A 23,710-nucleotide genomic window follows, 5' to 3' on the forward strand; every position below is an offset into this window, starting at 1 on the left:
CCCGTGGCGCCCTCCTCAGCCTGTTGCCTCAGCCCGCCGCTGTCGAACCCCTTTGGTCGACGATGCGGCGGATCTTGCCGACCGAGCGTTCCAGGGTGTCCGGGTCGGTGATCTCGACCTCGACGGTGACGCCCACGCCGTCCTTGACGGCGCGGGCGATGGCGGATGCGGCGGCGGCCCGGGCGTCGGGGGTGGCGTCGGGGCGGGCCTCGGCGCGGACGGTCATACGGTCCAGACGGCCCTCGCGAGTGAGCCGGACCTGGAAGTGCGGGGCCACGCCCGGGGTCCGCAGCACGATCTCCTCGATCTGGCTGGGGAAGACATTGACCCCGCGCAGGATGATCATGTCGTCGCAGCGGCCGGTGACCTTCTCCATCCGCCGGAAGGCGGGCCGCGCGGTGCCGGGGAGCAGCCGGGTGAGGTCGCGGGTGCGGTAGCGGACGATCGGCAGTGCCTCCTTGGTGAGCGAGGTGAACACCAGCTCGCCGCCGGCGCCCTCGGCCATCACCTCGTCGGTCAGCGGGTCCACCACCTCCGGGTAGAAGTGGTCCTCCCAGATGTGCAGGCCGTCCTTGGTGTCCACGCACTCCTGCGCCACACCCGGGCCGATGACCTCCGACAGGCCGTAGATGTCCACCGCGTGCAGGTCCAGTCGCTGCTCGATCTCGCGGCGCATCTCCTCGGTCCAGGGCTCCGCGCCGAAGATGCCGATCCGCAGGGACGTGGACCGCGGGTCGATGCCCTGCCGTTCGAACTCGTCCAGCAGGGTGAGCATGTACGAGGGGGTGACCATGATGATCTCGGGGCGGAAGTCCTGGATGATCTGCACCTGACGTGCCGTCATCCCGCCCGAGGCGGGGATCACCGTACAGCCGGCCCGCTCCGCGCCGTAGTGCGCGCCCAGGCCGCCGGTGAACAGGCCGTAGCCGTACGAGATGTGCACCTTGTGCCCGGGGCGGCCGCCGGCCGCGCGGATCGAGCGGGCGACCATGTCGGCCCACATCGACAGGTCGTTCTCGGTGTAGCCGACCACGGTCGGGTTCCCGGTGGTGCCGCTGGAGGCGTGGATCCGGCGCACCTGGTCCATCGGCACGGCGAACATGCCGAACGGGTAGGTGTCGCGCAGGTCGGCCTTGGTGGTGAAGGGGAAGCGCGCCAGGTCGGCGAGGCTGTGGCAGTCGTCGGGGGAGACCCCGGCCGCGTCGAACTTCTTCCGGTACAGCTCCACCTGGTCGTAGGCCAGCCGCAGGGTCTGCCGCAGCCGTCGGAGCTGCAGATCCCGCAGCTCGGGGCCGGTCAGCCGCTCGCCCGGGTCCAGCAGTTCCTCGGGCAGCGGCTCGCCCAGGTGCCGGTCCGAAGGACCACTCGGACGACTGCTGGTGCTCATGCTGTGCTCTCCTCACCGGTACCGGTCCGCAGCGTACGGCTGCGCCCGCGGAACTCCGCGATCAGCTCGCCGCCCTCTCGTCGGACCGTGACGTCGTAGATCCCGCTGCGACCGAAACGGGTGCGTTCCCTGGCGGTCGCCACCAGCAGGTCGCCCTCGCGGGCCGGGGCGACGAAGTCGATGTCGGCGGCCGCCGCCACCGTCGCCGGGCCGTGGCTGTTGCAGGCGCAGGCGAAGGCGGTGTCGGCCAGCAGGAACAGGTAGCCGCCGTGGGCCGTGCCGTGCCCGTTGACCATGGCGGGGGTGACCGCCATCCGCAGTACCGCCTCGCCCGCACCGGCTTCCAGCAGCTCGATCCCGAGTCCCCGGGAGGCCTGGTCGGCGGCGAACATCAGCTGGGCGGGGCCCTGCGCGGCGGATCTGGTGGATGGCATTCCGACCTCTCCTTGTCTCCCGACCGAACATTCGGTTAGCGTGATGGTGAGGTCAAGTAATCCAGCCCCGCAAACGGCTGTCAAGGGACGAGGGCAACGATGACGACAGCACCGGCTGCACCGGCGGACCCCGCCGGACCCGCAGACCCGCTGCAGCAGCACTTCGACGACACCATCGCCCGGGACCAGCGGGTCGAGCCCCGGGACTGGATGCCGGACGGCTACCGGCGGACCCTGGTCCGGCAGATCGCGCAGCACGCCCATTCGGAGATCATCGGCATGCAGCCGGAGGGCGACTGGATCACCCGCGCCCCCTCGCTGCGCCGCAAGGCGATCCTCTTCGCCAAGGTGCAGGACGAGGCCGGGCACGGCCTCTACCTCTACTCGGCCGCCGAGACCCTGGGCGCGGACCGGGCCGACCTCACCCAGCGGCTGATCGAGGGCCGGCAGAAGTACTCGTCGATCTTCAACTACCCGGCCGAGACCTTCGCCGACGTCGGCGTCATCGGCTGGTTCGTGGACGGCGCCGCGATCTGCAACCAGGTGCCGCTGTGCCGCAGCTCCTACGGCCCCTACGCCAGGGCCATGGTGCGGGTCTGCAAGGAGGAGTCCTTCCACCAGCGCCAGGGCTACGAACTGCTGCTGACCATGATGGCCGGCACCGAGGCCCAGCGGGCCATGGTGCAGGAAGCGGTGGACCGCTGGTGGTGGCCCTCGCTGATGATGTTCGGTCCGCCGGACGGCGACTCGCCCAACTCCGCGCAGTCCACCGCCTGGAAGATCAAGCGCCACTCCAACGACGAACTGCGGCAGCGCTTCGTCGACATGACGGTCCCTCAGGCCGAGCGGCTGGGAGTGGCGCTGCCCGACCCCGAGCTGCGCTGGAACGAGGAGCGCGGCCGCCACGACTTCGGCACCCCCGACTGGACCGAACTGCAGCGGGTGATCTCCGGCGACGGCCCGCGCAACGCCGAACGGGTGTCCCGGCGCCGGGCGGCGCACGAGGAGGGCGCCTGGGTACGCGAAGCCGCCGCGGCGCACGCGGCCAAGCAGGCGCAGCGACGAGAAGAAGGAGCACCGGCATGAGCAACCCCGACTGGCCCCTCTACGAGGTCTTCGTGCGCGGTAAGCGCGGCCTCAACCACGTCCACGTCGGCTCGCTGCACGCCGCCGACGACCGGATGGCGCTCACCCACGCCCGGGACCTCTACACCCGGCGCAACGAGGGCGTGAGCATCTGGGTGGTCCGCAGCTCCGCGATCACCGCCTCCACACCGGACGAGAAGGATCCCTTCTTCGCCCCCAGCGGTGACAAGGTGTACCGCCACCCCACCTTCTACGACATCCCCGCCGACGTCCCGCACATCTAGTCCCGCGCATCCAGGAGAACCACGTGAGCGACGACGACAACGCCTACCTCGGCCTCGCCGAGGTGCACGAGGGCGACGAGGCGCACTGGGCCTTCGGCACCGGCTTCGAGGACCCGCTGCACGGCACCGACACCGCGCTGCCGCCCGGCGTCGACGGCGCCGCGCTGGCCGCGCGCTGCCTCGCGCTCGGCGACGACGCGCTGGTGCTGGCCCAGCGGCTGGCGCAGTGGTGCACCAGGGCGCCGGAGTTGGAGGAGGAGCTGGCGCTGGCCAACATCGGCCTGGACCTGCTCGGCCAGACCCGGCTGCTCTACACCCGGGCCGGACAGACGGACGGCAGCGGCCGCGGCGAGGACGACTACGCCTACCGCCGCGACGCCGGGGCCTTCCGGAACGTCCGTCTCGCCGAGCTGCCCAACGGCGACTTCGCCGAGTGCGTGGTCCGGCTGCTGGTGCTGTCGGCCTGGCGGCTGGCGGTGTTCGAGCGTCTGGCCGGGACGGCGACGGACCCGGTGCTGGCCGCGGTCGCCGCCAAGGGCGTCAAGGAGCTGGCCTACCACCGCCTCTACGCCGCCGAGTGGGTGGTCCGGCTGGGCGACGGCACCGAGGAGTCGCACCGCAGGATGCAGCAGGCCCTGGAGGCGGTTGCGCCGTACCTGGACGAGCTGTTCGCCGCCGAGGACGTCCGTGAGCAGGTCGAACCGGTGCTGCGGCAGGTCGCCGACAGCGCGGGGCTGGTCCTTGCACAGACGGCAGCCGCCCCCGGCTCCGGCCGCGACGGCGAGCACACCGAGCACCTCGCCCCGCTCCTCGCCGAGCTGCAGAGCGTGGCCAGGGCGCACCCAGGGGCGACATGGTGACCACCGCCCGAGACCTCACCACCAGCCCGGACCAGGATCTGGACCTGGACCTGGCCCGCCGGGTGGCCGGCGCCGTCCCCGACCCCGAGCTGCCCATGCTCACCCTCGCCGACCTCGGGGTACTCCGCGGCGTCGAGATCGACACCGAGCACCGGACCCTCACGGCGACGCTCACGCCCACCTACTCCGGCTGCCCGGCGATGGCCGAGATGCGGGCCGAGGTGGACCGACGACTGCGCGCCGCCGGCTTCGCCGATGTGCGCATCCGCACCGTACTGGACCCGCCGTGGACCACCGACTGGATCACCCCGGCAGCCCGGCGCACCCTCGCCGAGCACGGCATCGCCCCGCCCGGAAGCGCGCCGCGCGCGCCGTCCGGCCCGGTCCCGCTGGTCCTGTTCACCCGCAGGCCGTCCCTGCCCTGCCCCCGCTGCGGCTCCACGGACACCGAGGAGACCTCGCGCTTCTCCGGCGCCGCCTGCAAGGCGCTGTGGCGCTGCCGCGCCTGCCGCGAGCCCTTCGAGCACGTCAAGGAGATCTGATGACGGCCCCCGCCACGGCAGCCACCGGCGCAGCCCCAGCCGCCGAAGACCCAGCCGCCACAAACCCGGCCGCCCCGACCCGCCGCCGCCCGGCCTTCCACACGCTGCGGATCGCCTCGGTCGAACCGCTGTGTGAGGACGCCGCCGCCGTCACCTTCGCCGTCCCCGACCACCTCGCGGACGCCTTCGCATTCGCCCCTGGGCAGTCGCTGACCCTGCGCCGCACCGTCGACGGGCGCGACGAGCGCCGCTCCTACTCGATCTGCTCGCTCGCGGGCGGCGCGCCCAGGATCGGCGTCCGCACCGTCCCCACCGGGATCTTCTCGTCCTGGTTGGTGAACGAGGTGCGCCCGGGCGACTCGGTCGAGGTGATGGAGCCCACCGGCGCCTTCACCCCGGACCTCACCACCCCCGGTCGCCACGTCCTGATCGCGGCGGGCTCCGGGATCACCCCGATGGTGTCGATCGCCTCCGCGGTGCTCGCCGCCGACCCGGTCTCCACGGTCACCCTGCTCTACGGCAACCGGCGCAGCGACACGGTCATGTTCGCCGACGACCTGGCCGACCTGAAGGACCGTCACCCGAATCGCTTCCAGCTGGCCCACGTCCTGTCCCGGGAGCCGCGAGAGGCCGAACTGCTCTCCGGCCGGCTCGACCCGGACCGGCTCGCCGCGCTGCTGGACGCGCTGGTCGAGGTGGAGTCCGTGGACCACTGGTGGCTCTGCGGCCCGCTCGGCATGGTCACCGCCGCCCGCGAGCTGCTCACCGGACTGGGCGTCCCCACGGACCGTCTCCACCGCGAGCTCTTCTACGCCGAGGAGGAACCGGTCACCCCGCTGCGCCACAGCGACGCCGCCTCCAAGGGCCCGGTCTCCACCGCCACCCTGATCCTGGACGGACGCAGCACCTGCGCCGTGCTGCCGCGCGACCGCAGCATCCTGGACAGCGCCCAGCGGTCCCGCCCCGACCTCCCCTTCGCCTGCAAGGGCGGAGTCTGCGGCACCTGCCGCGCGCTGGTGGTCGACGGCGAGGCCGAGATGCGCCGCAACTTCGCCCTGGAACCCTCCGAGGTCGCCGCCGGCTATGTGCTGACCTGCCAGAGCTACCCGGTCTCGGACACCCTGACGGTCGACTACGACAGCTGACCCGCCGGGTGTCGCGGCGCTGCCGGCTAGCCGCCGGCGCGGCGCGCGCCCGGCCAGTCCAGGGCCAGTTGCTGCCTGCGCGGGAGCTGGGTGACGATCAGGTCGTAGGAGTCCTCGACCAGCTCCCGCAGCAGCGCGTCCGGTACGGATCCGTCGAGGGTGACGGTGTTCCAGTGCCGCTTGTTGAGGTGCCACCCCGGCACGATCGCCGGGTACTGCTCGCGCAGTTGGACGGCGAGCTCGGGATCGCACTTCAGGCTCACCTTCAACGGCTCGCCGGCCAGATCGGTGAGCGCGAAGACCTTGCCGCCGACCTTGAACACCGACAGCTCCGGGCTGAACGGGAAGGTCTCGACGGATCCGTTGAGGCCGAGGCAGAAGGCCTTGAGGGTGTCGGGAGTCATGGGGCCAGTCTGCCCCATGGCGGACCGTGCAAGATTTATTGACGGCCCGTCAGATAATTTCTAGCCTGCCTGGTGAACGCCGAATCCGAGGCGTGCCCGGGAGGCAGCGATGACCGATCCCCACGAACCTCAGCAACCGGCCGAGGCGATACCGTCGGCCGAGCCCGCAGCCGGATGGTCCCCGCGCCTGGTCGTGATCCTCACGGCCGTGCTGCTGCTCTCCCTGGTCATCCCGCTGGAACTGACGCTGGTCTACCCGGCCGTCCGCTACATGGTCCCGGTGTTCCACACCTCCAGCCTCAGTTGGGTGCTCACCATCGTCAGCCTCACCGGAGTGGTCTGCGAGTCGCCGGTCGGCAAGCTCGGCGACCTCTACGGCAAGAAGAAGACCATCCTGGTCGTCAGCACGCTCTTCGCTGTCGGCTCGCTGCTCTGCGCCCTCGCCACCAGCTTCCCGCTGCTGCTGGCCGGCCGGGTGCTGCAGGGCATCTCGCTCGCCATGATCGCGGTGATGTACGGGCTGCTGCGTGACATCCTGCCGGCGCCGCTGGTGCCCTTCGGCTTCGGACTGATCTCGGTCGGCCTGGGCGTGTCCGCGATCATCGGGCCCTTCGTCGGCGGAGCGCTGATCGACGCCTACGGGTTCCGCAGCGTGTTCTGGTTCAGCTTCATCGCCGTCACCGTGCTCGCCGCGGCCTTCGCCTTCATCGTCCCGGAATCCCCGGTGCGGCTGCCGCAGCGGCTGGACCTGCTGGGCTGCCTACTGCTCGGCGGCGGCACCGGGCTGGTCCTGCTCGGCATCACGGAGGGCCAGGGATGGGGCTGGACCGCAGCCGCCACGCTGGCCTGCCTGACCGGCGGCGCGGCGGCGGTCGCGGTGTTCGTGCCGCACGCGCTGCGCAGCGACCACCCGCTGGTGGACGTCCGGGTGGTGGCCGGACCGCAGATGCGGCTGCCGGTGCTGGCCACCCTGCTGTGCGCCTTCTCGGTCTGCGGCTTCGCCTTCCTGGTCCCGCAGATGCTGGAGACCCCGCGCTCGCTCGGCGTCCACTACGGCTTCGGCCTGGACGCCATCGGCGCCGCCCGCTACATGCTGCCCTACGGCATCACCGCGATCCTGGCGGGGCTGCTCGGCGGCGCACTGGTACGGGCCCTGGGGTCGAGGGCCACCCTGGTCGCCGCGACCGTCCCCCTCACCGCCGCGCTGCTGCTGCTCGGTCTGGCCCATGGCCACACCTGGGAGATCCTCGCCTGGACCGCCGTCTACGGCATCGCCTTCGCGCTCTACCCGCTGGCGACGATGAGCCAGGTGGCCGAGGCAGTGCCGCCGGACCGCACCGCCGTCAGCGAGGGCATCAACGGCATCGCCCGCGACCTCGGCACCGCACTCGCCCTGGCCGTCCTCACCGCGGTGCTCAACGCCAACCTCGCCGCCAAGCAGCCCGCCGACGCGATCGTCTACACCGACCACGGCTACACCCTGGCCTTCCTCGCCGCAGCCGGCACCGGCCTGCTCGCCGTGCTCGCCGCCACCCTGCTCCGGCACCGGGCCCTGTCGACCACCCCGGCCGGAGGAACCACCGGCCCGCTACTGGCCGCGACCCGCCCGGCTGCGGAACACTGATCGGGTCCGCTATGCCAGGTCGCCCAGGGACGTGTTCGCGCCGCAGAGCACGACGCAGACCCGTTCCCCCTCAGCGGGGGTATAGGCGCCGGTGGTGAGTGCGGCCAGGGCTGCTGCGGTGCCGTGTTCGACGGCCACGCGGCGGTCGCGCCAGAGCGCGCGGCGGGCGGCGATGATCTGGTCGTCGGTGACCAGGACACTGTGCGCGCCCTCGTACTGTGCGGCGGCGACCGCCAGTGCGGTGGCGCGGCGGGCGCCGAGGGAGTCCGCCGCGATGGAGTCGGCGGGGGTGTCCACCGGGTGTCCCGCCTCCAGCGCGGCGTTCAGGGCGCGGCAGTTCTCCGGCTCGGCGACCACCGTGCGCAGGCCGTGGTGCCGGGCCGCGGTGGCGACGCCGGCGAAGAGCCCGCCGCCGCCGGCCACCACCACGATGGTGTCCAGCCGGGGGTTCTGCACCAGGATCTCGTCGACCAGGGTCCCCGCACCTGCGGCGATCAGCGGATGGTCGTAGGCGTGCGAGGCGAGTGCGCCGGTCCGCACCGTGAACTCCTCGCAGGCCTGCAGGGCCTGCGCGTACTCCCGGCCGACCAACTGGACGTCCGCGCCGTAGGAGCGCAGCCGCTCCACCTTCACCGTCGGGGCGTTCGCGGGCAGGAACACCGTGGCCGGCACCCCCTGCTGGCCCGCGGCCCAGGCGCAGGCGAGGCCGGCGTTGCCGCCCGAGGCGATGGTGACCCCCGCGTCCCGCAGGGTCCCCGCCTCGCGGTGGGCCAGCAGGAAGTTCTGCGCGCCGCGCGCCTTGAAGCAGCCGGTGTGCTGCATGTACTCCAGCGCCAACGACACCTCGAAGGGCCCCTGGTCGAACTCGTCCATCGACACCACGGCCACCGGCCTGACCCGCCCGGCGATCCGGTCGGCGGCGGCCTTGACGTCGGTGTAGGCGAGTTGCTGCTGCGGCATGTGACCAATCCCCCTGTTGAGCGCTGACGGACCTGTACCCGGTACCGTACGCCGCTCAGACCAGGCCGAGCAGGTCGCCCAATTGCGCGATCGACGACGGCACACCCGCCACGACGCCGTCCGGCTCACCGTCCCGGAGCGGCGCGCACCTCCGGGTGACGGTCGAGGACGGTCTCCTCGAAGTCCGCGCGCGGATTCCAGCAGCCGCCCTTCGGCCGGATCAGCACACGACCGGAGTCGAGCAGGACAGCGCGGGGAGAGGCCATCCGACGAGTGTGGACGAGACCCGCGCCCCGGTCGAGGGGTTCGCGGGCCTCCGGCGGCCATACTGGCCGTGCGTATGACGCGGTACGCGGATGCGCTACGCGGCATTGCGACCGGACGAAGGGCGGCCCCCGGTTGTGCGGATCCTGACCAGCAGGCCGGTGCTGACGGCCTGCAACACCCTCTACCGGGCCACCGGCGGCGTCCTCGGCGCCTGGTGGTTCGGGCAGCCGATCCTGCTGCTGACCACGGTCGGGCGGAGGACCGGCGAGCGCCGGGTCAGCGGGCTGGTGTTCCTGCGCGACGGCGGACGGTATGTGGTGGTCGCCTCCGACAACGGCGCGGCCAGTCGCCCGGGCTGGTACTTCAACCTGCTCGCGTCGGGCGGTGGCGCGATCCAGTACCGGCGGACCCGGCAGGTGGTGACCGCCCACGAGGCCGAGGGGGAGGAGCGGGAGCGGCTCTGGCCCCCGCTCCTCCAGGTCTACTCGGGCTACGACCGGCACCAGGCCAGGGCCGGTCGCCCGCTGCCGGTCATGGTGCTGACGCCGGTCACCTCATAGCCTCGCCGAGCCGCACCGCCTCACCGTGCTCGGCCGCACCGCCTCACGGCAGCAGGCCGTCCAGGAAGGTGTTGCTGTAGATGCGGCTGGGGTCGTACTTGTCGAGGATCGACAGTGCGGTGTCCCAGTTGCCGCCGGACGGCTGGCCGGCCCGGTAGGCGGCGGGGACGGTGGTGTTGATGATGGTGGAGTCGGCCCAGGCGGCGGTGCCGGAGTAGGCCCAGCCCTTGGACCACTCGGGGCGGACCGCGGCGTAGTTGCCGGTGTAGTTGGAGAGCACCCACTGCTCGGTCTCGCGGTAGAACTGCTGGGACTGCGGGGTGCCGGGGATGGTCAGCAGGTCCATCCACACCGCGGTGTCCCAGCCCGGGTGGTCCGGCCGCGGTCGCACCGCGCTGAGCAGTGGCTGGACCGCGCCGGGGACCCCGCAGTCGGCGGCGTTGTCCAGGCCGGTGACCCGGACCTCCCAGGGGCCGTTCATCGGGTACTGGCCCTTGTTCTGATAGGTCGTCAGGGCGTTGTTCAGGTGTGTGTAGAACTCGCTGACCACCCGCTGTACGTCGGACCGGGCGCAGAGGATGGCGTAGCCGTTCGCGGTGACCTGCAGCGTGGTCGGCCTGACGTAGAGCTGCGAGTTCTTGGCCCAGCCCCAGATGTCCCAGGTGCCGGTGACGATCAGCCCGGAGCCGACGATGCTCATCTCCAGGTTCTCGAAGGTCGGCGTGACCGAGACGTCCCCGCCGACGATCTGGGCGATCAGCGAGGACTCCTGGGAGTTCACCGAGTCGGCGAAGGTGAAGGGGAACGGGCTGTCGTTCTCCTTGGAGAACAGCGGCTTGCTGGGGGTCACCGACCAGACCTTGAGCCAGGGCACGGTGGTGAACGGGAACCAGATGGTCTCCACCCGCCCGCTCCTGTCGACCAGCGCGGCGAACGAGCTGGAGCCGGCCGAGGCCGGCGGGGCGAACAAAGTGCCGACATTGGTGGTGTAGGTGCTCTGGCAGCGCAGCCGGACGTTGGCGCCGATGCGCAGGGTGGCCTCGGTGACGAAGGCCCGGCCGAGGTGGACCAGGAAGGCGGCGATGTCGGGGTCGCTGCGCTGGAAGGTCTTGAGCGCGTAGGCGCCGGCCAAGGAGTCCCAGACCACGGCGGTCAGCGAGGTGACCAGGTTGCTGACGGAGCCGAAGGTGTGCCCGGCGGTAAGCGTCTCGCCGCTGGCCGGGACCGCGCTGCCGTGGCCGTCGATGGCCAGCACGCCGCCCAGGCTGAGGTCGCCGGGGGCGGGGGTGTGGGTGAGCCCGTAGCCCGCGTTCTCCAGTGCGGTCAGCAGGTTGAGCATGGTGATGCCGGCCTGGGCGGTGACACTGGCCGGGCTGCCGCTGTTGACGGTGACGGCGGTGAGGTGCTGGGTGGTGTCGACCAGCAGGATGTCGCCGGTGGCGCCGCTCGGCTCCAGCAGCGGGGACCAGCCGTGGCCCATGCCCTTGGCGCGCAGCTTCCAGCCCTGGGCGTGGGCCCAGTTGGCGAGGGTGACCACATCGGCGGGGGTGGCCGGCGCGCAGGTCCACTGCGGGCTGAGCACGATCTCCCCGGACCAGTTGGTCCAGGCCTGCTGGTAGACGCTGATCCCGCTGGGGAAGGAGGGCGGGGCCGCGGTGTCGGCCTCGGCGGGGGTGACCCTGAACGCGGGTGTCCAGGTGAGGCCGGAGAGCGCGGCGGTGGCGCCGGCGGCGCCGAGAAAGGTGCGGCGGGACAGACGGTTCGGCTGATCGGATGAACCCATGACGAGAAACCTCCGCAGAGAGGTTGGGCATGCCCGTCCGAGCGGTGGAGGGCGTGCGGAATCAGCGTGGGGGCGCTGTGCGGAGCGCTGGGGGCCGCGCGGACGCGCGTCCAGCACGGAGGCGGTGCGGGCACTCCGTGACACCTTGGATCGTGGAACTGCGGTGGTGGTGGCGCACTTCGGGCGGCGGTCCGGTCCGGTGGTCCCGGGTGCCGGTCGGAGGGCCGCGGCGGTGCGGTGGGGAGAGGATCCGTCCCTGACCGCGAGAAGTCAATGACGGTGCGTCAGATCTGATTACCCGTCAGTTAACTTGCAAGGCCACGCAGGTTGGCGGTCGCGGGTCAGCGGTCGCGGGCCGGCGGGCGCTGGTCAACGGCCGCCGGTCAGCGGTCGCCGAGCAGCCGGGCCAGCCCGGTGGGGGAGAGCAGGTGCCGCAGTGCCAGCCGGCTGGCGCCCTCGACCCCGGCCCGGCCGGCCAGCAGCGAGGTCTCGATGGCCAGGCTGCGGGTCGCCAGCGGCAGCGCCCGCCGGTAGACGACACCGCGGATCTCCGCGAGCAGGTCCTCGTGCAGTTCGGCCAGGCTGCCGCCGAGGACGATCAGGTCCGGGTTGTGGAAGCTCACCGCGGTGGCCAGCACCTCGCCGAGCCGCTGTCCGGCCAGCCGGACCTGGCGCCGGGCCAGGGCGTTTCCCTCGCTGCTGAGCCGGACCACGTCCCGGGTGGTGTGCACCTCGCAGCCGGCCTCGCGCAGTGCCGCGACCAGCGCCCCGCCGGAGGCGACCGCCTCGATGCAGCCGGTGTTGCCGCAGTGGCACGGCACGTCCTCGTGGCCGGGGACCCGGACATGGCCGATGTCGCCGGCCGCCCCGGCCGCGCCCCGGTGCAGTTCGCCGTTGGAGACGATGCCGCAGCCGATGCCGGTGCCGACCTTGACGTAGAGCAGGTGCTGGACGGCGCGGCGGTGTGCGTACTCGCCGAGCGCCATCAGGTTCACGTCGTTGTCGACCAGGACCGGGGCGTCGTAGCCCTCGGCGAAGAAGGCGGGCACCGGGTATCCGTCCCAGCCCGGCATGATCGGCGGGCGGACCGGGGTGCCGGTGGCGAAGTCCACCGGTCCCGGCACGCCCACGCTGATCGCCCGGACGTCGGAGGTCTTGCGTCCGCTCTGCTCCAGCAGGGCCCGCAGCATGGTGTCGACCCGGGCCAGGATCGGCCCCGGGCCCTCGCCGATGTCGATGCCGGCGGCGCTCTCGGCCAGCGGGGCGCCGCCGAGGTCGGTGAGCAGCACCCGGCAGTGGGTGGCGCCCAGGTCCACCGCGCAGACCGCGCCGGTCAGCGGGTTGAGCCGCAGGGTCAGCGGCGGGCGGCCGCGTGCCGCACTCGTCGGCTCGCCGTCCAGCAGCAGCCCGGCCCCGATCAGGGTGTCCACCCGCTGCGAGACGGTGGCCCTGGACATCCCGGTCGCGGTGGCGAGGGCGCTCCTGGTCCCGGCCGTCCCGGCGGCCACCAGCCGGGCCACCTCGCTCAGCGCCGTGTACTGCCGCGCGTCGATCGTGCTCATCCGTCCCACCCGCACCGTCCGCTCGGCCTGCTATTTATGCCAGAAGTTAGCGTAAATCACGTCATTGTCAAGCGGATAGCAGCGGGATTACGGTTCTGACTGATCGGAAAGGAGCCGCGCTGTGATGCACGGTCAACTCCGGGTCGCCATCGCCGGAGCAGGCATGGTCGCCCGGGTCCACGCGGACGCCGTCCGACGGGCGGGGGCCCGACTGGTCGGTGTCTCCGCCTCCACCCCGGAGCGCGGCAAGGCCGCCGCCGCCGAACTGGGCGCCGAGCGCGCCTTCGACACCTCCGAGGACCTGGTCGTCAGCGACGAGGTCGACGTCGTGCACATCTGCACGCCGAACGGGCTGCACCGGCCGCTGGCCGAGCTCGCCCTGCGGGCCGGCAAGCACGTGGTCTGCGAGAAGCCGCTGGCGACCTCGGCGGCCGAGGCCGCGGAGCTGACCCGGCTCGCCTCCGGGCAGGGCGTGGTAACGGCGGTGCCGTTCGTCTACCGCTACCACCCGATGGCCGCCGAGGCCCGGGCCCGGGTGCGGTCCGGGGCGCTCGGCCCGGTGCACCTGCTGCACGGCCACTACCTGCAGGACTGGCTCGCCGACCCGGCCGACAGCAACTGGCGGGTGGACCCGGTGGCCGGAGGACCGTCCAGGGCCTTCGCCGACATCGGCTCGCACTGGTGCGACCTGGCCGAGTGGATCACCGGTCACCGGATCACCGAACTGGTCGCCTCCACCGCCACCGTCCACGGCGAGCGCAGCGCGGCCATGAGCGGCACGTTCACGGCGCCCGCCGCCGGTGGCGCCGTCGCCACCGAGGCCGTCGCCACCGAGGACGCCGCGCACCTGCTGTTCCGCACCGACCAGGGCGCCACCGGTTCGCTGCTGGTCTCCCAGGTCTCGCCCGGCCGCAAGAACCGGCTCTGGCTGGAGGTCGACGCGGCCGGGGCCAGCGTGACCTTCGACCAGGAGAAGCCGGAGACGCTGCTGCTCGGCCGCCGGGAGAGCACCGAGGTGCTCAGCCGCGACGCCGCACTGCTGGCACCGGACGCGGCCCGGCTGTCCACCCTTCCCCCCGGCCACCCGCTCGGCTACGCCGACTGCTTCGCCGCCTTCGTCCGCGATGTGCACGACGCCGTACGCGGGGGCGAGCCCCGCCACCCCGGCTTCGCCGACGCCGCCCGCACCGCCGCTCTCACCGACGCGGTACTCGCCTCCGCCGACTCCCGTTCCTGGACCGAGGTACACGCATGAAGCTGGGATTCCTGACCGCCTGCCTGCCCCAGCTGACCCTGGAGCAGATCGTCCCCTGGGCCGCCGCCCACGACTACGACGCACTGGAGGTGGCCACCTGGCCCTCCACCGGGTCGCGCGACTTCGAGGCCAGCCACCTCGACGTCGCCGCCCTGGACCAGGACGGCGCAGAGCGGGTCAAGGCGCTGTTCGACCAGCACGGCGTGGAGATCTCCGCCTTCGCCTACTACGAGAACAACCTGCACCCCGACGAGAGGCGCCGCGCCGAGATCGCCGAGCACCTGCGCCGCAATATCGACGCCGCCGCACTGCTGGGCGTCCCCTACGTGGGCACCTTCATCGGCCGCGACCCCGGGCGCTCGGTCAAGGAGAACGTCGCCGTCGGCGACAAGGTGCTGCCGCCGCTGGTCGACTACGCCACCGAACGCGGCGTCAAGCTCATCATCGAGAACTGCGTGATGGAGGGCTGGCATCCGGACGGCTACCCGGGCAACCTCGCCTACTCCCCGGAACTCTGGGAGTGGATGTTCTCGCTCGGCTTCTACCTCAACTACGACCCCTCCCACCTGATGTGGCTCGGCATCGACCCGGTCGAGGCGCTGCGGCCCTACGTCGACCGGATCCCGCACGCCCAGGCGAAGGACGCCCAGCTGGACCCGCGCGCCCGCGGCCGCTACGGGTTCTTCGGCAAGACCCTGGAGCGCGACAACCCCTGGGACGTGGGCTGGTGGCGCTACCGCGTGCCCGGCCTCGGCGACGTCGACTGGCGCGCCGTGGTCGACACCCTCTACGAGGGCGGCTTCACCGGGACGCTCTCGGTCGAGCACGAGGACCCGGTCTGGGGCGGCACCGAGGAGAAGGTCAAGCAGGGCCTGATCGTCGCCCACCGCACGCTGCGCCCGCTGATCGTCGACTGAGCCCGGCCCGGTCGTAGCGTCAACAACCCGGATCCGAGCGGCCCACACTCCATCCGTCACTGTGTCCCGAGGAGCGCACCAGAGATGTCCCACCCCCTCTCCGTCCAGCTGTACTCCGTCCGAGAGCTGATCGCCGACGACCGTGACGGCGTGCTGCGCCGGATCGCCGAAGCCGGCTTCGGCGCGGTGGAGCCCTTCCGGCCCACCGATGACCCGCTCGGCTTCCGCAAGGTCGCCGACGACCTCGGCCTGTCCGTCTCCAGCGTCCACGCCATGGACCTGCTCGGCACCGAGACCGAGGCCGACGCGGTGTTCGACGCCGCCGCGGTGCTCGGCACCGAGCTGGTCATCGTCCCGGCCGGCATCGACCAGGAGGACTTCACCGGCACCGAGGGCCTGGCCCGAGCCGCGGACCGGCTCAACTCCCTGTCCGAGCGCGCCGCGGGACACGGGCTGCAGCTCGGCTACCACAACCACTGGTGGGAGTTCGAGCCGATGGTGAACGACCGTCACGCCCTGGAGGCCCTGGCCGACCTGCTCGACCCGCGGGTCTTCCTGGAGGTCGACACCTACTGGGCCGCGGTCGGCGGCGCCGACGTCCCGGCCGTCCTCGGAGGTCTCGGCGACCGGGTGAAGGCGCTGCACATCAAGGACGGACCGATCGTCAAGGGCGAGCCGCACACCGCGGTCGGCGCCGGCGCCATGCCGGTCCCGGAGATCCTCGCCGCCGCCCCGGCCCACGCCTGGCGCATCGTCGAGCTCGACAGCTGCGCCACCGACATCATCGAGGCCGTCGCGGCCAGCCGCCGCTACCTCACCGCCCTGGAGGCCCAGGCATGACAACCCGCTCCGGACCCGTCGGCGTCGCCCTGGTCGGCGCGGGCGTGATCAGCACCCAGTACCTGAAGAACCTCACCACCTTCCCGGACGTCCAGGTCGTCGGTATCGCCGACCTGGACACCGAGCGGGCCCGGACCGCGGCCGAGGAGTACGGGGTCCCGTTCTCCGGGGACCTGGACTCCGTGCTCGCGCGGCCCGAGGTCGAGCTGGTCGTCAACCTGACGATCCCGGCCGCCCACGCCGCGGTGGCGCGGGCCGCGCTGGAGGCAGGCAAGCACGTCTACGGCGAGAAGCCGCTCGCGCTGGACCCGGTCGAGGGCGAGAAGCTGCTCGCCGACGCGGCCGGTCGCGGCCTGCGGGTCGGGAGCGCTCCCGACACCTTCCTCGGCGCGGGTCTGCAGAGCGCCCTGCGGGCCATCGCCGCAGGCGCCATCGGCACGCCGGTCGCGGCGAACACCGCGGTGATGAACTTCGGCCCCGAACGCTGGCACCCCAGCCCCGAGTTCCTGTTCCAGTACGGCGCAGGGCCGCTGTTCGACCTGGGGCCCTACTACCTCACCGCACTGGTCGCGCTGCTGGGGCCGGTGTCCCAGGTCGCGGCCACGGCCAGGCAGGGCCGGGCCGAACGGGTCATCGGTTCGGGGCCGCGGGCCGGCACCGGCTTCACGGTCGAGGTGCCCACGCACGTCACCGCGCTGCTCGACTTCGAACGCGGCGCCACGGCGGCCACCACCTTCAGCTTCGACTCGGCGCTGCCCCGGATCCAGTTCGAGGTCACCGGCACCGAGGGCACCCTGGAGATCCCCGACCCCAACACCTTCGACGGTGTGCTGCGGGTGCGCGGCGGCGCCGACGAGGACTGGCGCGAACTGCCGGTCGGCGGGACCACGGCCGGACGCGGCATCGGAGTCCTGGACATGGCCCGCGCGCTGCGGGCGGAGCGCCCGCACCGGGCTTCGGGCGAACTGGCCCAGCACGTGCTGGAGACCATGGCCGCGGTCACCGACTCCGCGGCCGCCGGGGCGTTTCGCGGGGTCAGCTCCCGCTGCGAGGCGCCGGAGGCGCTGCCGGAGACCTGGTCGCCGTTGGAGGCCACCCTGGGCTGAGGCCCGCTTTCGGCTGCGGGTTGTGCCTGGTTTGTCGCGCAGTTCCTCGTGCCCCCAGGTGAGTGCAACTGATCCGAGGTGGTCAAGTTGCATCCGCCTTGGGGGCGCTGGGAACTGCGCGGGCCGACCCGAACACCGCGCTGAAGGCGTCGCGGTTGGCGGACGGCGAGGTCCGGTCCCAGACGGCGAAGACGACCTCGTCGAAGGTGTGCCGGAAGCCTCCCGCGAGGTGGTCGTGGAACGACGCGGCGACCGAGCGGGGGTCGTTGGCGAACACCCCGCAGCCCCAGGCGCCGAGCACCAGTCGCCGGACGCCGTGGCCCGCGGCCGCCTCCAGGACCCGTCCCGAGCGGCGCCGCAGCGCCGCCTCGATGCCCGGTCCGGCCTGGAGGTCGCGCCGCAGAACCTGACCGGCGTTGGGCGCCGGGCAGGTCAGGAAGGACACCGGATACGGCTCGGCCAGCAGGCCGCCGTCCTCGCCGCGGATCACCGGCACGCCGGGGGACCAGATCACCCGGTCGCTGTAGAGCAGGTCGCCGGAGGCCCGGTGCGCCTCGTAGTACTCGGGCGCCCGCAGCAGGCAGTGGTACAGCAGCGCGTGCCGGCACAGGTCCTCCTCCTGGGCCCGCGCGCCGCGGACGTACCCGCCGCCGGGGTTCCGCGCGGAGGCGAAGTTCAGCACCGCGACCTCGCCGGGCCCGGCCGCGTACAGCCGCCGGGCCGCCTCCAGGCTCCCCTCGGCGGTCACCTCGACGCGCAGGTCACCCGCCCCCGCGCCGCCCCGGTCGAGCCGCTCCTCGGGCAGGTGGCACCGCGTCCCCTCGGCCGCGGCCGCCAGGGCCGGTCCCACCGAGACCTCCGTGCCGTCAGCGGCCGTGTAGTGTCCGGCTGCTGCGATTTCCTCGTTGACCGTCGCGTACTGACGGAGTCTGCTGCTCACGGACGCCAACGCTAGGTGACGACCCGTCGGGCGGGGAAGCTGATTATCAGCGCAGCGCCGGGAGCTCCAGCCGCAGGGTTCCGGCGTCCGCGTCCAGTACGGCCGGTACGCCCAGCGGGACGGTGAGGCTGGTGGGGCCGTGGCCGAAGCCCAGTTCCCAGACCACCGGGACGCCCAGCGGGCCCAGCCGTTCCAGCATCAGCCGGCGGATCTGCTCGGGGGAGGGGCGGCAGTCCTGCCAGGAGCCCAGTGCGACGCCGGCCACGCCGGTCAGCGCTCCCGAGCGCAGCAGTTGGGTGAGCAGCCGGTCCAGCGCGTAGAGGTCCTCGTCCACGTCCTCCAGGAGCAGGATCGCGCCCGCGAAGCTCCGGCGGGCGAACGGGGTGCCGCGGTCTGCGGCCAGCAGGCTGAGGCAGCCGCCCGCGGTGACTCCGGCCGCCCGGCCCGGGAGCAGGCATTCGGCGGTCGCGGAGGTCAGCGACTGCACCGACTCGGGCTCGAACAGCGTGCGGCGCAGTCCCTCCGCGGTGGCCGGATCGGCGCCGAACACCGCCGCCGCGGCCATCGGCCCGTACAGCGTGGACAGCCCGAGCCGGACCGCGAAGGCCTCGTGCAGCGCCGTCGCGTCGCTGTAGCCGACGAAGACCTTGGGCTCGGGCAGGGCGGCCATCGCGGTCCAGTCCAACTGGTCGACGATCCGCTGCGCGCCGTAGCCGCCGCGCCCGCAGACCACCGCGGCAACGTCGGGATCGAGCCAGGCCTTCTCCAGGTCGGCGGCGCGGGCGGCGTCCGGGGCGGCCAGGTAGCGCAGCTCCGGGTTTCCCGCCAGTACACCGGGCATCACCTCGACCCGCAGCCCCCAGGACCGCAGGATCGACACCCCGCGCTCCAGCCGTTCCGGAAGCAGGCTCCCTGACGGTGCGACGACGGCGACCCGGTCCCCGGCAGTGAGCCGACGCGGTCGTTGCAACGGTGGGACATCGGACAACGTTTCAGCTCCCGGTACGGTGGCGGCAACGCCACCGTACCGTCACCCCCGGCCGGGGCGCCTCCGCCGTACCACGTCCACCTGGCGCTGCCACCAGTGCCGGTGGTCCGGGTGCATCCGCAGCGAGAACCTGCGTCCCAGCGGCAGATAGCCGAGCGCCGCGCCGAGGGCTGCGAGGATGACGTCGTCGATGTCGAAGGAGCGCCCCTCGACGAAGAAGTGCTGCGCGATCTCCAGCATCAGCACCGCGAGCGAGCAGATCAGCACCACCCGCAGCAGGCCGCGGGCGCGTGGTGTGATCACCGGCAGCAGCAGCCCGAAGGGGACGCCGATCAGGATGTTCCCGCCGATCTGCAGCAGGGCCTCGCGCACCGACGGCTGGTCCAGGTAGAGCCTGATCGACGTCCCCGGATGCAGATTGGTGTGCGCGATGCCCACCGACGCGGGGGAGGGGGTGAGCGTCAGCTTGACGATCACCGCAGCGCACACCGCGAGCCCGAGCAGCGCCACCGTCCCGACCACGGCACGGGCCAGCCTGCGGCCCAGACCTCTGGCGCGGGAAGCCTTCGGGGGCCTGGACGGCTTCGCACCCGAGGCGTCCTTCCCTTTCAGGAGCCCTTTCACGGGCCCTTTCACGGGCCCCTTCGCGGGCGCTTTCGCGGGCCCTTTCGCAAGCGGGGCGGCCGGCCCACGCCGCCGCCGCTGGAACAATTCCCGCCCGGGCAGCGCGAACGCCGCCCGCTGCGTTCCGCCGCTGCCCCTGCTCCCGCCCTTGCCCCCGCCCTTGTCCCCGCCTGCGGCGGCCACGCTCCCCACTGTCGTGACCATGCGCCTCATCGACCGGCCTCCTCATCACCCACCGGCGGTCCTCCGCCCCGCAGCGGCCTCTACCCGAAGCGGCTGCCTCCATGTCGGAATCCGCGCCGGCCTTGGTGTAGAGGACCCCTCGGTCCCTCCGACTGACGGGTGAGGCGCATCCGACCCGGATCCGCCGCCCGAACCGAGGAGCACACCATGTCCGCCCCTGCCACCCAGCCGCACACCGACCCGACCGGCACCCGGCGTCCCTCCGCTCGCACCAGCCGACTGCTGCTCACCGCCGCAGCGGCCACCCTGACCGCCTCCGTCGTCGCCGAACTCCTGGCCGCCGCCGCCCGTGGCCTCGGCGTCACACTCTCGGCGGGTGAGCACGGCGCCGCCCACGCCGGCGCCCTCGGCGTCGGCGCGTTGGCCACCGGCGTCCTGATCTGCTGCTTCTGGGGCACGCTGCTCGCCGCCATGCTCAATCTCAGGGCCGGCCGCCCGCGTCGGACCTTCACCAGGATCACGGTCGTCCTCACCGCCCTCTCCCTGGCCGGTCCCCTCAGCGCCACTGCCACGCCGGGCGCCAGGGCGACCCTGGTGGCCGGCCACCTCCTGGCCGCGTCCATCGTCATCCCCCTGGTCTCCCGGGCCCTCCCGGCGACCGTCAGCGAGGAGAGGTTCGTCACCCGTCCGGGTTACAAGTGACGACGGCATATTCAGCCCCCCTGTTCGCCAACTACAGTGAGGTTCCGTTCCGTTGGTGGAGGTGGGCTGGTGTACGGCGATTCGCGCCTGACCGTCCTCGTCCTGGACGGACGCAGTACGGCGCAGCTGCTACTGGCCGGGGAGGTCGACCTCGGAGCCACCCCGATGCTGGAGCAGGCGGTCGCCAGCGTGCTGCGGGACAGTGCGGTGCGGCGGATCGAGTTGGACGTCGCCCTGGTCCGGTTCTGCGACGCCGGGGGGCTCAGCGCGTTGCTCGCGTCACACCGGCTGGCCGCCCTGCGCCAGGTCCCGCTGTACCTGATCCAGGTGCGGGCGACGCTCCAGAAGGTGCTGGACGCGGCCGGACTGGACGAACTGCTGGCCCGTCCGCCCGACTAGGGACGCGTCTCGCCATGCCTTCGACAAGTGAACGCTGCACCGCGTATTGACGACTCATCAGCTTCAGGCTGACACTGCGTTACGCGTTCCGGAACCGTGCATCAGTGAATTGGAAGCGCTCTCAATTCGCTGAACCGAAGGAAGAGGCAGCAGCAGCTTTTACTTTCCTAAGCCTGGAGGGTTCCCCATGCGCAGAACCACCCTTCCGCGCCCCCACCGCGCGCCGTTCCGCCGTCGGACGGCGGCACTGCTCACCGCCCTCGCGTTGCCGCTGGCGGGGGCGCTCGCCCTGACCGCCAGCTCCGGCAGCGCCTCCGCCGCCGTGCCGTCCGCGCCCGCCGGCTGGACCACGGCGTTCAGCGACGACTTCAACGGTGCCGCCGGCACCGGCCTCTCCACCGCGAACTGGCTCTACGACACCGGCACCGGCTACGCCGGCGGCGCCGGGAACTGGGGCACCGGCGAGGTCGAGACGGCGACCAACTCCACGACCAACGTCTACCAGGACGGCTCCGGCCACCTGGTCATCAAGCCGGTCCGGGACGCCTCGGGCAACTGGACCTCGGGCCGGGTCGAGACCCAGCGCACCGACTTCGCCGCGCCGGCCGGCGGCGAGCTGGAGCTCAGCGCCAGCCTGGAGCAGCCCGCCCCCGCCTCCGGCAGCGGCTACTGGCCCGCCTTCTGGGCCCTCGGCGCGGCCGCCCGTCCGGTCGGCGCCACCAACTGGCCCGGCATCGGCGAGCTGGACATCATGGAGGACGTCAACGCCCTCAGTGAGCACTCCACCACCCTGCACTGCGGCGTCGACCCCGGCGGCCCCTGCAACGAGACCACCGGAATCGGCAGCGGGCTGCAGGCCTGCTCCGGCTGCCAGACCGGCTACCACACCTACTCGGTGATCCTGGACCGCACCGACACCGCCTCCGAGCAGCTGCGCTTCTACCTCGACGGCGCCCAGACCTTCACCGTCAACGAGAGCCAGGTCCCGGTCGCCACCTGGCAGGCCGCGGTCGACCACGGCTTCTTCGCCATCTTCAACGTCGCCATCGGCGGTGCCTACCCCAACGCCATCTGCGGCTGCACCTCGCCGTCGGCCGCGACCAGCTCCGGGGCGGGGATGAACGTCGACTGGTTCGCCGCCTACGAGAAGGCCGCCGGCGGAACCACCACGACGCCCACGCCCACCCCGACACCCACGCCCACACCGACCCCGACCGGCGGCTCCGGCGGCGGCAGCAGCTGCACCACCACGGCCGTCTCCGACATCTCCGCCGACTGCTTCAGCGCGCACCAGGGCACCGCTACCGTCCAGGCGGCGACCGGTGACACCGACCCGACCGGCGTCGACGGCAACCAGGTGGCCCAACTGTCCAACGGGGCCTGGCTCAAGTACTCCGGCGTCGACTTCGGCAGCGCCGGGTCCAGCCAGTTCCACGCCAGAGTGGCCTCGGGCGCGGCGGGCGGCGTCAGCGGGCTGGTCGAAGTGGTGCTGGACAGCCCGACCAACGCGCCGATCGGCAGCTTCGCCGTGGGCAGCACCGGGGGCTGGTCCACCTGGACCACGGTCCCGGCCAACATCGCCAGGACCACCGGCACCCATGACGTCTACCTGGAGTTCGTCTCCGGCGCGCCGGGCAATCCGCCGTATGTGAGCGTCCACTACGTCAGCTTCCCGACCCAGTGAGCCGCACGCCCTGACGGCAGCAAGGGCCCCCGCCGATCAGCTGGACGCGCGGACGACCAGCTCGGCGGGGGTCACCACCGGGGCCAGCCCGGCTGCCGCCCCCGTGTTGCCGTCGAAGGTCAGCTGGAGCCGGGTGAGCAGCAGCCGGGCCATCAACCGGCCCATCCCTTCGATGTCCTGACGCACCGTCGTCAGCGGCGGCGACGCCCACTGCGCCGCGGTGTCGCCGTCGTCGAAGCCCACCACGGCGACGTCCTCCGGTACGCGCAGCCCGCGTTCCGCGAGGACCGCCATCGCGCCCGCCGCCATCAGGTCCGAGCAGGCGAACACCGCGTCCGGGCGGTCGTCCCCGCCGCGGTCCAGCAGCTCCGCCATCGCCCGCCGTCCCCCCTCGGCGGTGAAGTCGCCCTCGGCGACCAGGGCCGGGTCCGCCTGCGGCAGGACGTCCCGGTAGCCCGAGAGCCGGTCCAGCGCCGAGGCCTGGTCCAGCGGTCCGGTGATCACGGCGATCCGCTGCCGCCCGCGCTCGCGCAGATGCCGTACCGCGGCCTGCGCACCGCCCCGGTTGTCGGTGTCGACATACAGCGGCGCGGCGCCGGTGGGCTCCCAGCCCGGCCGGCCGCCGTAGACGGTGGGCAGGCCCAGCCCGTCCACGATCGCGGGCAGCGGGTCGTCGTTGTGCACCGAGAAGATCAGCGCGCCGTCCACATGCCCCGCCGCCAGATAACGTCCGACCTGGGCGTAGTCCCCCGCCTCGGTCACCAGCAGCAGCACCAGCTGCACCGCCGAGGCGGACAGCTCCCGGCCGATGCCGCGCAGCTGCCGTGCGAAGAACGGGTCGGAGAACACCCGGCTCTCCGGCTCCGCGACCACCACCGCCACCGCGTCATGGCGGCGGGTCATCAGCGCCCGGGCCGCCGGATTGGGCACATACCCCAGCTCGTCGACGGCCTGGCGCACCTTCACCTGGATCTCGGACCGCACTCCGGCCCCGCCGTTGACCACCCGGGACGCGGTGGCGCGGGACACCCCCGCCAGCGCGGCGACCTCCTGAAGCGTCGGCCGCCACGCCCGGACCGGGGCCCCGTGCTGTTCCTCCGGCTGCGTCATTGCCCAATCATCGCACCGCGAACGCCGTTCGTTACGACGTAGGCTGCTCCTTGAACGAACGCCG

The 23,710-nt window shown here is 72.5% G+C and carries 25 protein-coding genes; 14 read left to right on the top strand and 11 right to left on the bottom strand.

The genetic code is table 11. From position 1 onward, the window contains the following. Positions 1-28 precede the first annotated feature (28 nt). Together paaK and paaI are read right to left on the bottom strand one after the other, a co-directional pair. Positions 29-1,387: a phenylacetate--CoA ligase PaaK gene (paaK, locus tag TR46_RS09960; protein WP_042396984.1), complete on the bottom strand. Its 1,359-nt coding sequence runs from the start codon at positions 1,385-1,387 to the stop codon at positions 29-31. Then, entirely contained in the window at positions 1,384-1,821 is a 438-nt protein-coding gene (gene paaI / locus TR46_RS09965; protein ID WP_042396985.1) for a hydroxyphenylacetyl-CoA thioesterase PaaI, read from the bottom strand. Before paaI ends, paaK begins: the two co-directional genes overlap by 4 nt. 99 nt (positions 1,822-1,920) lie before the next feature. Between paaI and paaA the strand changes: the two genes are divergently transcribed. From paaA to paaE, 5 genes are read left to right on the top strand one after another with little or no spacing between them, the layout of a single operon-like run. After that, positions 1,921-2,907: a 1,2-phenylacetyl-CoA epoxidase subunit PaaA gene (paaA, locus tag TR46_RS09970; protein WP_042396987.1), complete on the top strand. Its 987-nt coding sequence runs from the start codon at positions 1,921-1,923 to the stop codon at positions 2,905-2,907. Further along, on the top strand, positions 2,904-3,191 hold the full coding sequence (paaB, locus tag TR46_RS09975) for a 1,2-phenylacetyl-CoA epoxidase subunit PaaB (protein WP_042396989.1): 288 nt from the start codon (positions 2,904-2,906) through the stop codon (positions 3,189-3,191). The genes paaA and paaB overlap by 4 nt, the downstream gene beginning before the upstream one ends. Positions 3,192-3,214: 23 nt before the next feature. Beyond that, positions 3,215-4,051: a 1,2-phenylacetyl-CoA epoxidase subunit PaaC gene (gene paaC, locus TR46_RS09980; RefSeq protein WP_042396992.1), complete on the top strand. Its 837-nt coding sequence runs from the start codon at positions 3,215-3,217 to the stop codon at positions 4,049-4,051. Further along, the gene (paaD, locus tag TR46_RS09985) at positions 4,045-4,593 is read left to right on the top strand and encodes a 1,2-phenylacetyl-CoA epoxidase subunit PaaD (protein ID WP_042396994.1); all 549 of its coding nucleotides are present in this window, start codon (positions 4,045-4,047) and stop codon (positions 4,591-4,593) included. Before paaC ends, paaD begins: the two co-directional genes overlap by 7 nt. Next, on the top strand, positions 4,593-5,738 hold the full coding sequence (gene paaE / locus TR46_RS09990; protein WP_042396996.1) for a 1,2-phenylacetyl-CoA epoxidase subunit PaaE: 1,146 nt from the start codon (positions 4,593-4,595) through the stop codon (positions 5,736-5,738). The genes paaD and paaE overlap by 1 nt, the downstream gene beginning before the upstream one ends. Before the next feature lie 26 nt (positions 5,739-5,764). Here paaE and TR46_RS09995 read toward each other — a convergent pair whose 3' ends face one another. Beyond that, complete coding sequence (locus tag TR46_RS09995) at positions 5,765-6,142, bottom strand: MmcQ/YjbR family DNA-binding protein (RefSeq protein WP_042397000.1); 378 nt, start codon at positions 6,140-6,142, stop codon at positions 5,765-5,767. 109 nt (positions 6,143-6,251) lie between these two features. Here TR46_RS09995 and TR46_RS10000 point away from each other — a divergent pair, with 109 nt between their 5' ends. Then, positions 6,252-7,766: an MFS transporter gene (locus TR46_RS10000; RefSeq protein WP_042397005.1), complete on the top strand. Its 1,515-nt coding sequence runs from the start codon at positions 6,252-6,254 to the stop codon at positions 7,764-7,766. A gap of 9 nt (positions 7,767-7,775) precedes the next feature. Here TR46_RS10000 and TR46_RS10005 read toward each other — a convergent pair whose 3' ends face one another. Together TR46_RS10005 and TR46_RS40875 are read right to left on the bottom strand one after the other, a co-directional pair. After that, positions 7,776-8,726 carry a threonine/serine dehydratase gene (locus tag TR46_RS10005; protein WP_042397007.1) on the bottom strand — a complete coding sequence of 317 codons (951 nt, stop codon included), beginning with the start codon at positions 8,724-8,726 and terminating at the stop codon, positions 7,776-7,778. Positions 8,727-8,851: 125 nt separating this feature from the next. Continuing rightward, positions 8,852-8,992 (bottom strand): hypothetical protein, encoded by a 141-nt coding sequence (locus tag TR46_RS40875; RefSeq protein WP_201776385.1) that lies wholly within the window; start codon positions 8,990-8,992, stop codon positions 8,852-8,854. 135 nt (positions 8,993-9,127) lie between these two features. Here TR46_RS40875 and TR46_RS10010 point away from each other — a divergent pair, with 135 nt between their 5' ends. After that, positions 9,128-9,553, top strand: a complete 426-nt coding sequence (locus TR46_RS10010; protein WP_052432677.1) for a nitroreductase/quinone reductase family protein — start codon at positions 9,128-9,130, stop codon at positions 9,551-9,553. Between the two features lie 43 nt (positions 9,554-9,596). Here the strand turns inward: TR46_RS10010 and TR46_RS10015 are convergent, their stop codons facing one another. After that, positions 9,597-11,336: a cholesterol oxidase substrate-binding domain-containing protein gene (locus TR46_RS10015; protein WP_052432678.1), complete on the bottom strand. Its 1,740-nt coding sequence runs from the start codon at positions 11,334-11,336 to the stop codon at positions 9,597-9,599. A 383-nt stretch (positions 11,337-11,719) separates the two neighbouring features. Then, on the bottom strand, positions 11,720-12,898 hold the full coding sequence (locus TR46_RS10020) for an ROK family transcriptional regulator (protein WP_042397010.1): 1,179 nt from the start codon (positions 12,896-12,898) through the stop codon (positions 11,720-11,722). 124 nt (positions 12,899-13,022) lie between these two features. Between TR46_RS10020 and TR46_RS10025 the strand changes: the two genes are divergently transcribed. The 4 genes from TR46_RS10025 (at position 13,023) to TR46_RS10040 (ending at position 17,016) form a co-directional block, all read left to right on the top strand. After that, complete coding sequence (locus TR46_RS10025) at positions 13,023-14,153, top strand: Gfo/Idh/MocA family protein (protein ID WP_042397012.1); 1,131 nt, start codon at positions 13,023-13,025, stop codon at positions 14,151-14,153. Continuing rightward, entirely contained in the window at positions 14,150-15,070 is a 921-nt protein-coding gene (locus TR46_RS10030; protein ID WP_042397014.1) for a sugar phosphate isomerase/epimerase family protein, read from the top strand. The genes TR46_RS10025 and TR46_RS10030 overlap by 4 nt, the downstream gene beginning before the upstream one ends. A gap of 84 nt (positions 15,071-15,154) precedes the next feature. Continuing rightward, entirely contained in the window at positions 15,155-15,910 is a 756-nt protein-coding gene (locus tag TR46_RS10035) for a sugar phosphate isomerase/epimerase family protein (RefSeq protein ID WP_042397017.1), read from the top strand. Further along, a complete protein-coding gene (locus TR46_RS10040; RefSeq protein WP_042397020.1) occupies positions 15,907-17,016 on the top strand; it encodes a Gfo/Idh/MocA family protein in 1,110 nt (369 codons plus the stop codon). The genes TR46_RS10035 and TR46_RS10040 overlap by 4 nt, the downstream gene beginning before the upstream one ends. Before the next feature lie 82 nt (positions 17,017-17,098). Here TR46_RS10040 and TR46_RS10045 read toward each other — a convergent pair whose 3' ends face one another. The 3 genes from TR46_RS10045 to TR46_RS44105 are packed head-to-tail and all read right to left on the bottom strand — an operon-like array spanning position 17,099 to position 19,466. Next, positions 17,099-17,956, bottom strand: a complete 858-nt coding sequence (locus TR46_RS10045; protein ID WP_042397023.1) for a TIGR02452 family protein — start codon at positions 17,954-17,956, stop codon at positions 17,099-17,101. 46 nt (positions 17,957-18,002) lie between these two features. Then, positions 18,003-18,944 carry a S66 peptidase family protein gene (locus TR46_RS10050; RefSeq protein ID WP_042397025.1) on the bottom strand — a complete coding sequence of 314 codons (942 nt, stop codon included), beginning with the start codon at positions 18,942-18,944 and terminating at the stop codon, positions 18,003-18,005. Positions 18,945-18,986: 42 nt separating this feature from the next. Further along, positions 18,987-19,466 (bottom strand): VanZ family protein, encoded by a 480-nt coding sequence (locus tag TR46_RS44105; RefSeq protein WP_063770561.1) that lies wholly within the window; start codon positions 19,464-19,466, stop codon positions 18,987-18,989. A gap of 492 nt (positions 19,467-19,958) precedes the next feature. On the opposite strand from TR46_RS44105, the gene TR46_RS10060 reads away from it, so the two are divergent. The 3 genes from TR46_RS10060 (at position 19,959) to TR46_RS10070 (ending at position 22,536) form a co-directional block, all read left to right on the top strand. Further along, complete coding sequence (locus tag TR46_RS10060; protein ID WP_052432679.1) at positions 19,959-20,453, top strand: DUF6069 family protein; 495 nt, start codon at positions 19,959-19,961, stop codon at positions 20,451-20,453. 69 nt (positions 20,454-20,522) lie between these two features. Next, a complete protein-coding gene (locus TR46_RS10065; RefSeq protein ID WP_052432680.1) occupies positions 20,523-20,852 on the top strand; it encodes an STAS domain-containing protein in 330 nt (109 codons plus the stop codon). A gap of 187 nt (positions 20,853-21,039) precedes the next feature. Next, complete coding sequence (locus tag TR46_RS10070; RefSeq protein ID WP_042397028.1) at positions 21,040-22,536, top strand: carbohydrate-binding protein; 1,497 nt, start codon at positions 21,040-21,042, stop codon at positions 22,534-22,536. A 36-nt stretch (positions 22,537-22,572) separates the two neighbouring features. Here TR46_RS10070 and TR46_RS10075 read toward each other — a convergent pair whose 3' ends face one another. Then, a complete protein-coding gene (locus TR46_RS10075) occupies positions 22,573-23,646 on the bottom strand; it encodes a LacI family DNA-binding transcriptional regulator (RefSeq protein WP_042397031.1) in 1,074 nt (357 codons plus the stop codon). Between the last annotated feature and the right edge of the window lie 64 nt (positions 23,647-23,710).

Source organism: Streptacidiphilus carbonis (assembly GCF_000787775.1).
In the GTDB taxonomy this organism is placed as follows: Bacteria; Actinomycetota; Actinomycetes; order Streptomycetales; family Streptomycetaceae; genus Streptacidiphilus; species Streptacidiphilus carbonis.

What these genes read in the sequence shown, in the direction of transcription:
- TR46_RS10000 (WP_042397005.1), top strand. Translation starts at nt 6,252, where the DNA reads ATGACCGATCCCCACGAACCTCAGCAACCGGCCGAGGCGATACCGTCG.
- paaA (WP_042396987.1), top strand. Translation starts at nt 1,921, where the DNA reads ATGACGACAGCACCGGCTGCACCGGCGGACCCCGCCGGACCCGCAGAC.
- TR46_RS10005 (WP_042397007.1), bottom strand. Translation starts at nt 8,726, where the DNA reads ATGCCGCAGCAGCAACTCGCCTACACCGACGTCAAGGCCGCCGCCGAC.
- TR46_RS10030 (WP_042397014.1), top strand. Translation starts at nt 14,150, where the DNA reads ATGAAGCTGGGATTCCTGACCGCCTGCCTGCCCCAGCTGACCCTGGAG.
- TR46_RS10070 (WP_042397028.1), top strand. Translation starts at nt 21,040, where the DNA reads ATGCGCAGAACCACCCTTCCGCGCCCCCACCGCGCGCCGTTCCGCCGT.
- paaB (WP_042396989.1), top strand. Translation starts at nt 2,904, where the DNA reads ATGAGCAACCCCGACTGGCCCCTCTACGAGGTCTTCGTGCGCGGTAAG.
- TR46_RS10035 (WP_042397017.1), top strand. Translation starts at nt 15,155, where the DNA reads ATGTCCCACCCCCTCTCCGTCCAGCTGTACTCCGTCCGAGAGCTGATC.
- paaD (WP_042396994.1), top strand. Translation starts at nt 4,045, where the DNA reads ATGGTGACCACCGCCCGAGACCTCACCACCAGCCCGGACCAGGATCTG.
- paaE (WP_042396996.1), top strand. Translation starts at nt 4,593, where the DNA reads ATGACGGCCCCCGCCACGGCAGCCACCGGCGCAGCCCCAGCCGCCGAA.
- paaK (WP_042396984.1), bottom strand. Translation starts at nt 1,387, where the DNA reads ATGAGCACCAGCAGTCGTCCGAGTGGTCCTTCGGACCGGCACCTGGGC.
- TR46_RS10060 (WP_052432679.1), top strand. Translation starts at nt 19,959, where the DNA reads ATGTCCGCCCCTGCCACCCAGCCGCACACCGACCCGACCGGCACCCGG.
- TR46_RS10015 (WP_052432678.1), bottom strand. Translation starts at nt 11,336, where the DNA reads ATGGGTTCATCCGATCAGCCGAACCGTCTGTCCCGCCGCACCTTTCTC.
- TR46_RS10020 (WP_042397010.1), bottom strand. Translation starts at nt 12,898, where the DNA reads ATGAGCACGATCGACGCGCGGCAGTACACGGCGCTGAGCGAGGTGGCC.
- paaI (WP_042396985.1), bottom strand. Translation starts at nt 1,821, where the DNA reads ATGCCATCCACCAGATCCGCCGCGCAGGGCCCCGCCCAGCTGATGTTC.
- TR46_RS10025 (WP_042397012.1), top strand. Translation starts at nt 13,023, where the DNA reads ATGCACGGTCAACTCCGGGTCGCCATCGCCGGAGCAGGCATGGTCGCC.
- TR46_RS10040 (WP_042397020.1), top strand. Translation starts at nt 15,907, where the DNA reads ATGACAACCCGCTCCGGACCCGTCGGCGTCGCCCTGGTCGGCGCGGGC.
- TR46_RS10075 (WP_042397031.1), bottom strand. Translation starts at nt 23,646, where the DNA reads ATGACGCAGCCGGAGGAACAGCACGGGGCCCCGGTCCGGGCGTGGCGG.
- TR46_RS40875 (WP_201776385.1), bottom strand. Translation starts at nt 8,992, where the DNA reads ATGGCCTCTCCCCGCGCTGTCCTGCTCGACTCCGGTCGTGTGCTGATC.
- TR46_RS09995 (WP_042397000.1), bottom strand. Translation starts at nt 6,142, where the DNA reads ATGACTCCCGACACCCTCAAGGCCTTCTGCCTCGGCCTCAACGGATCC.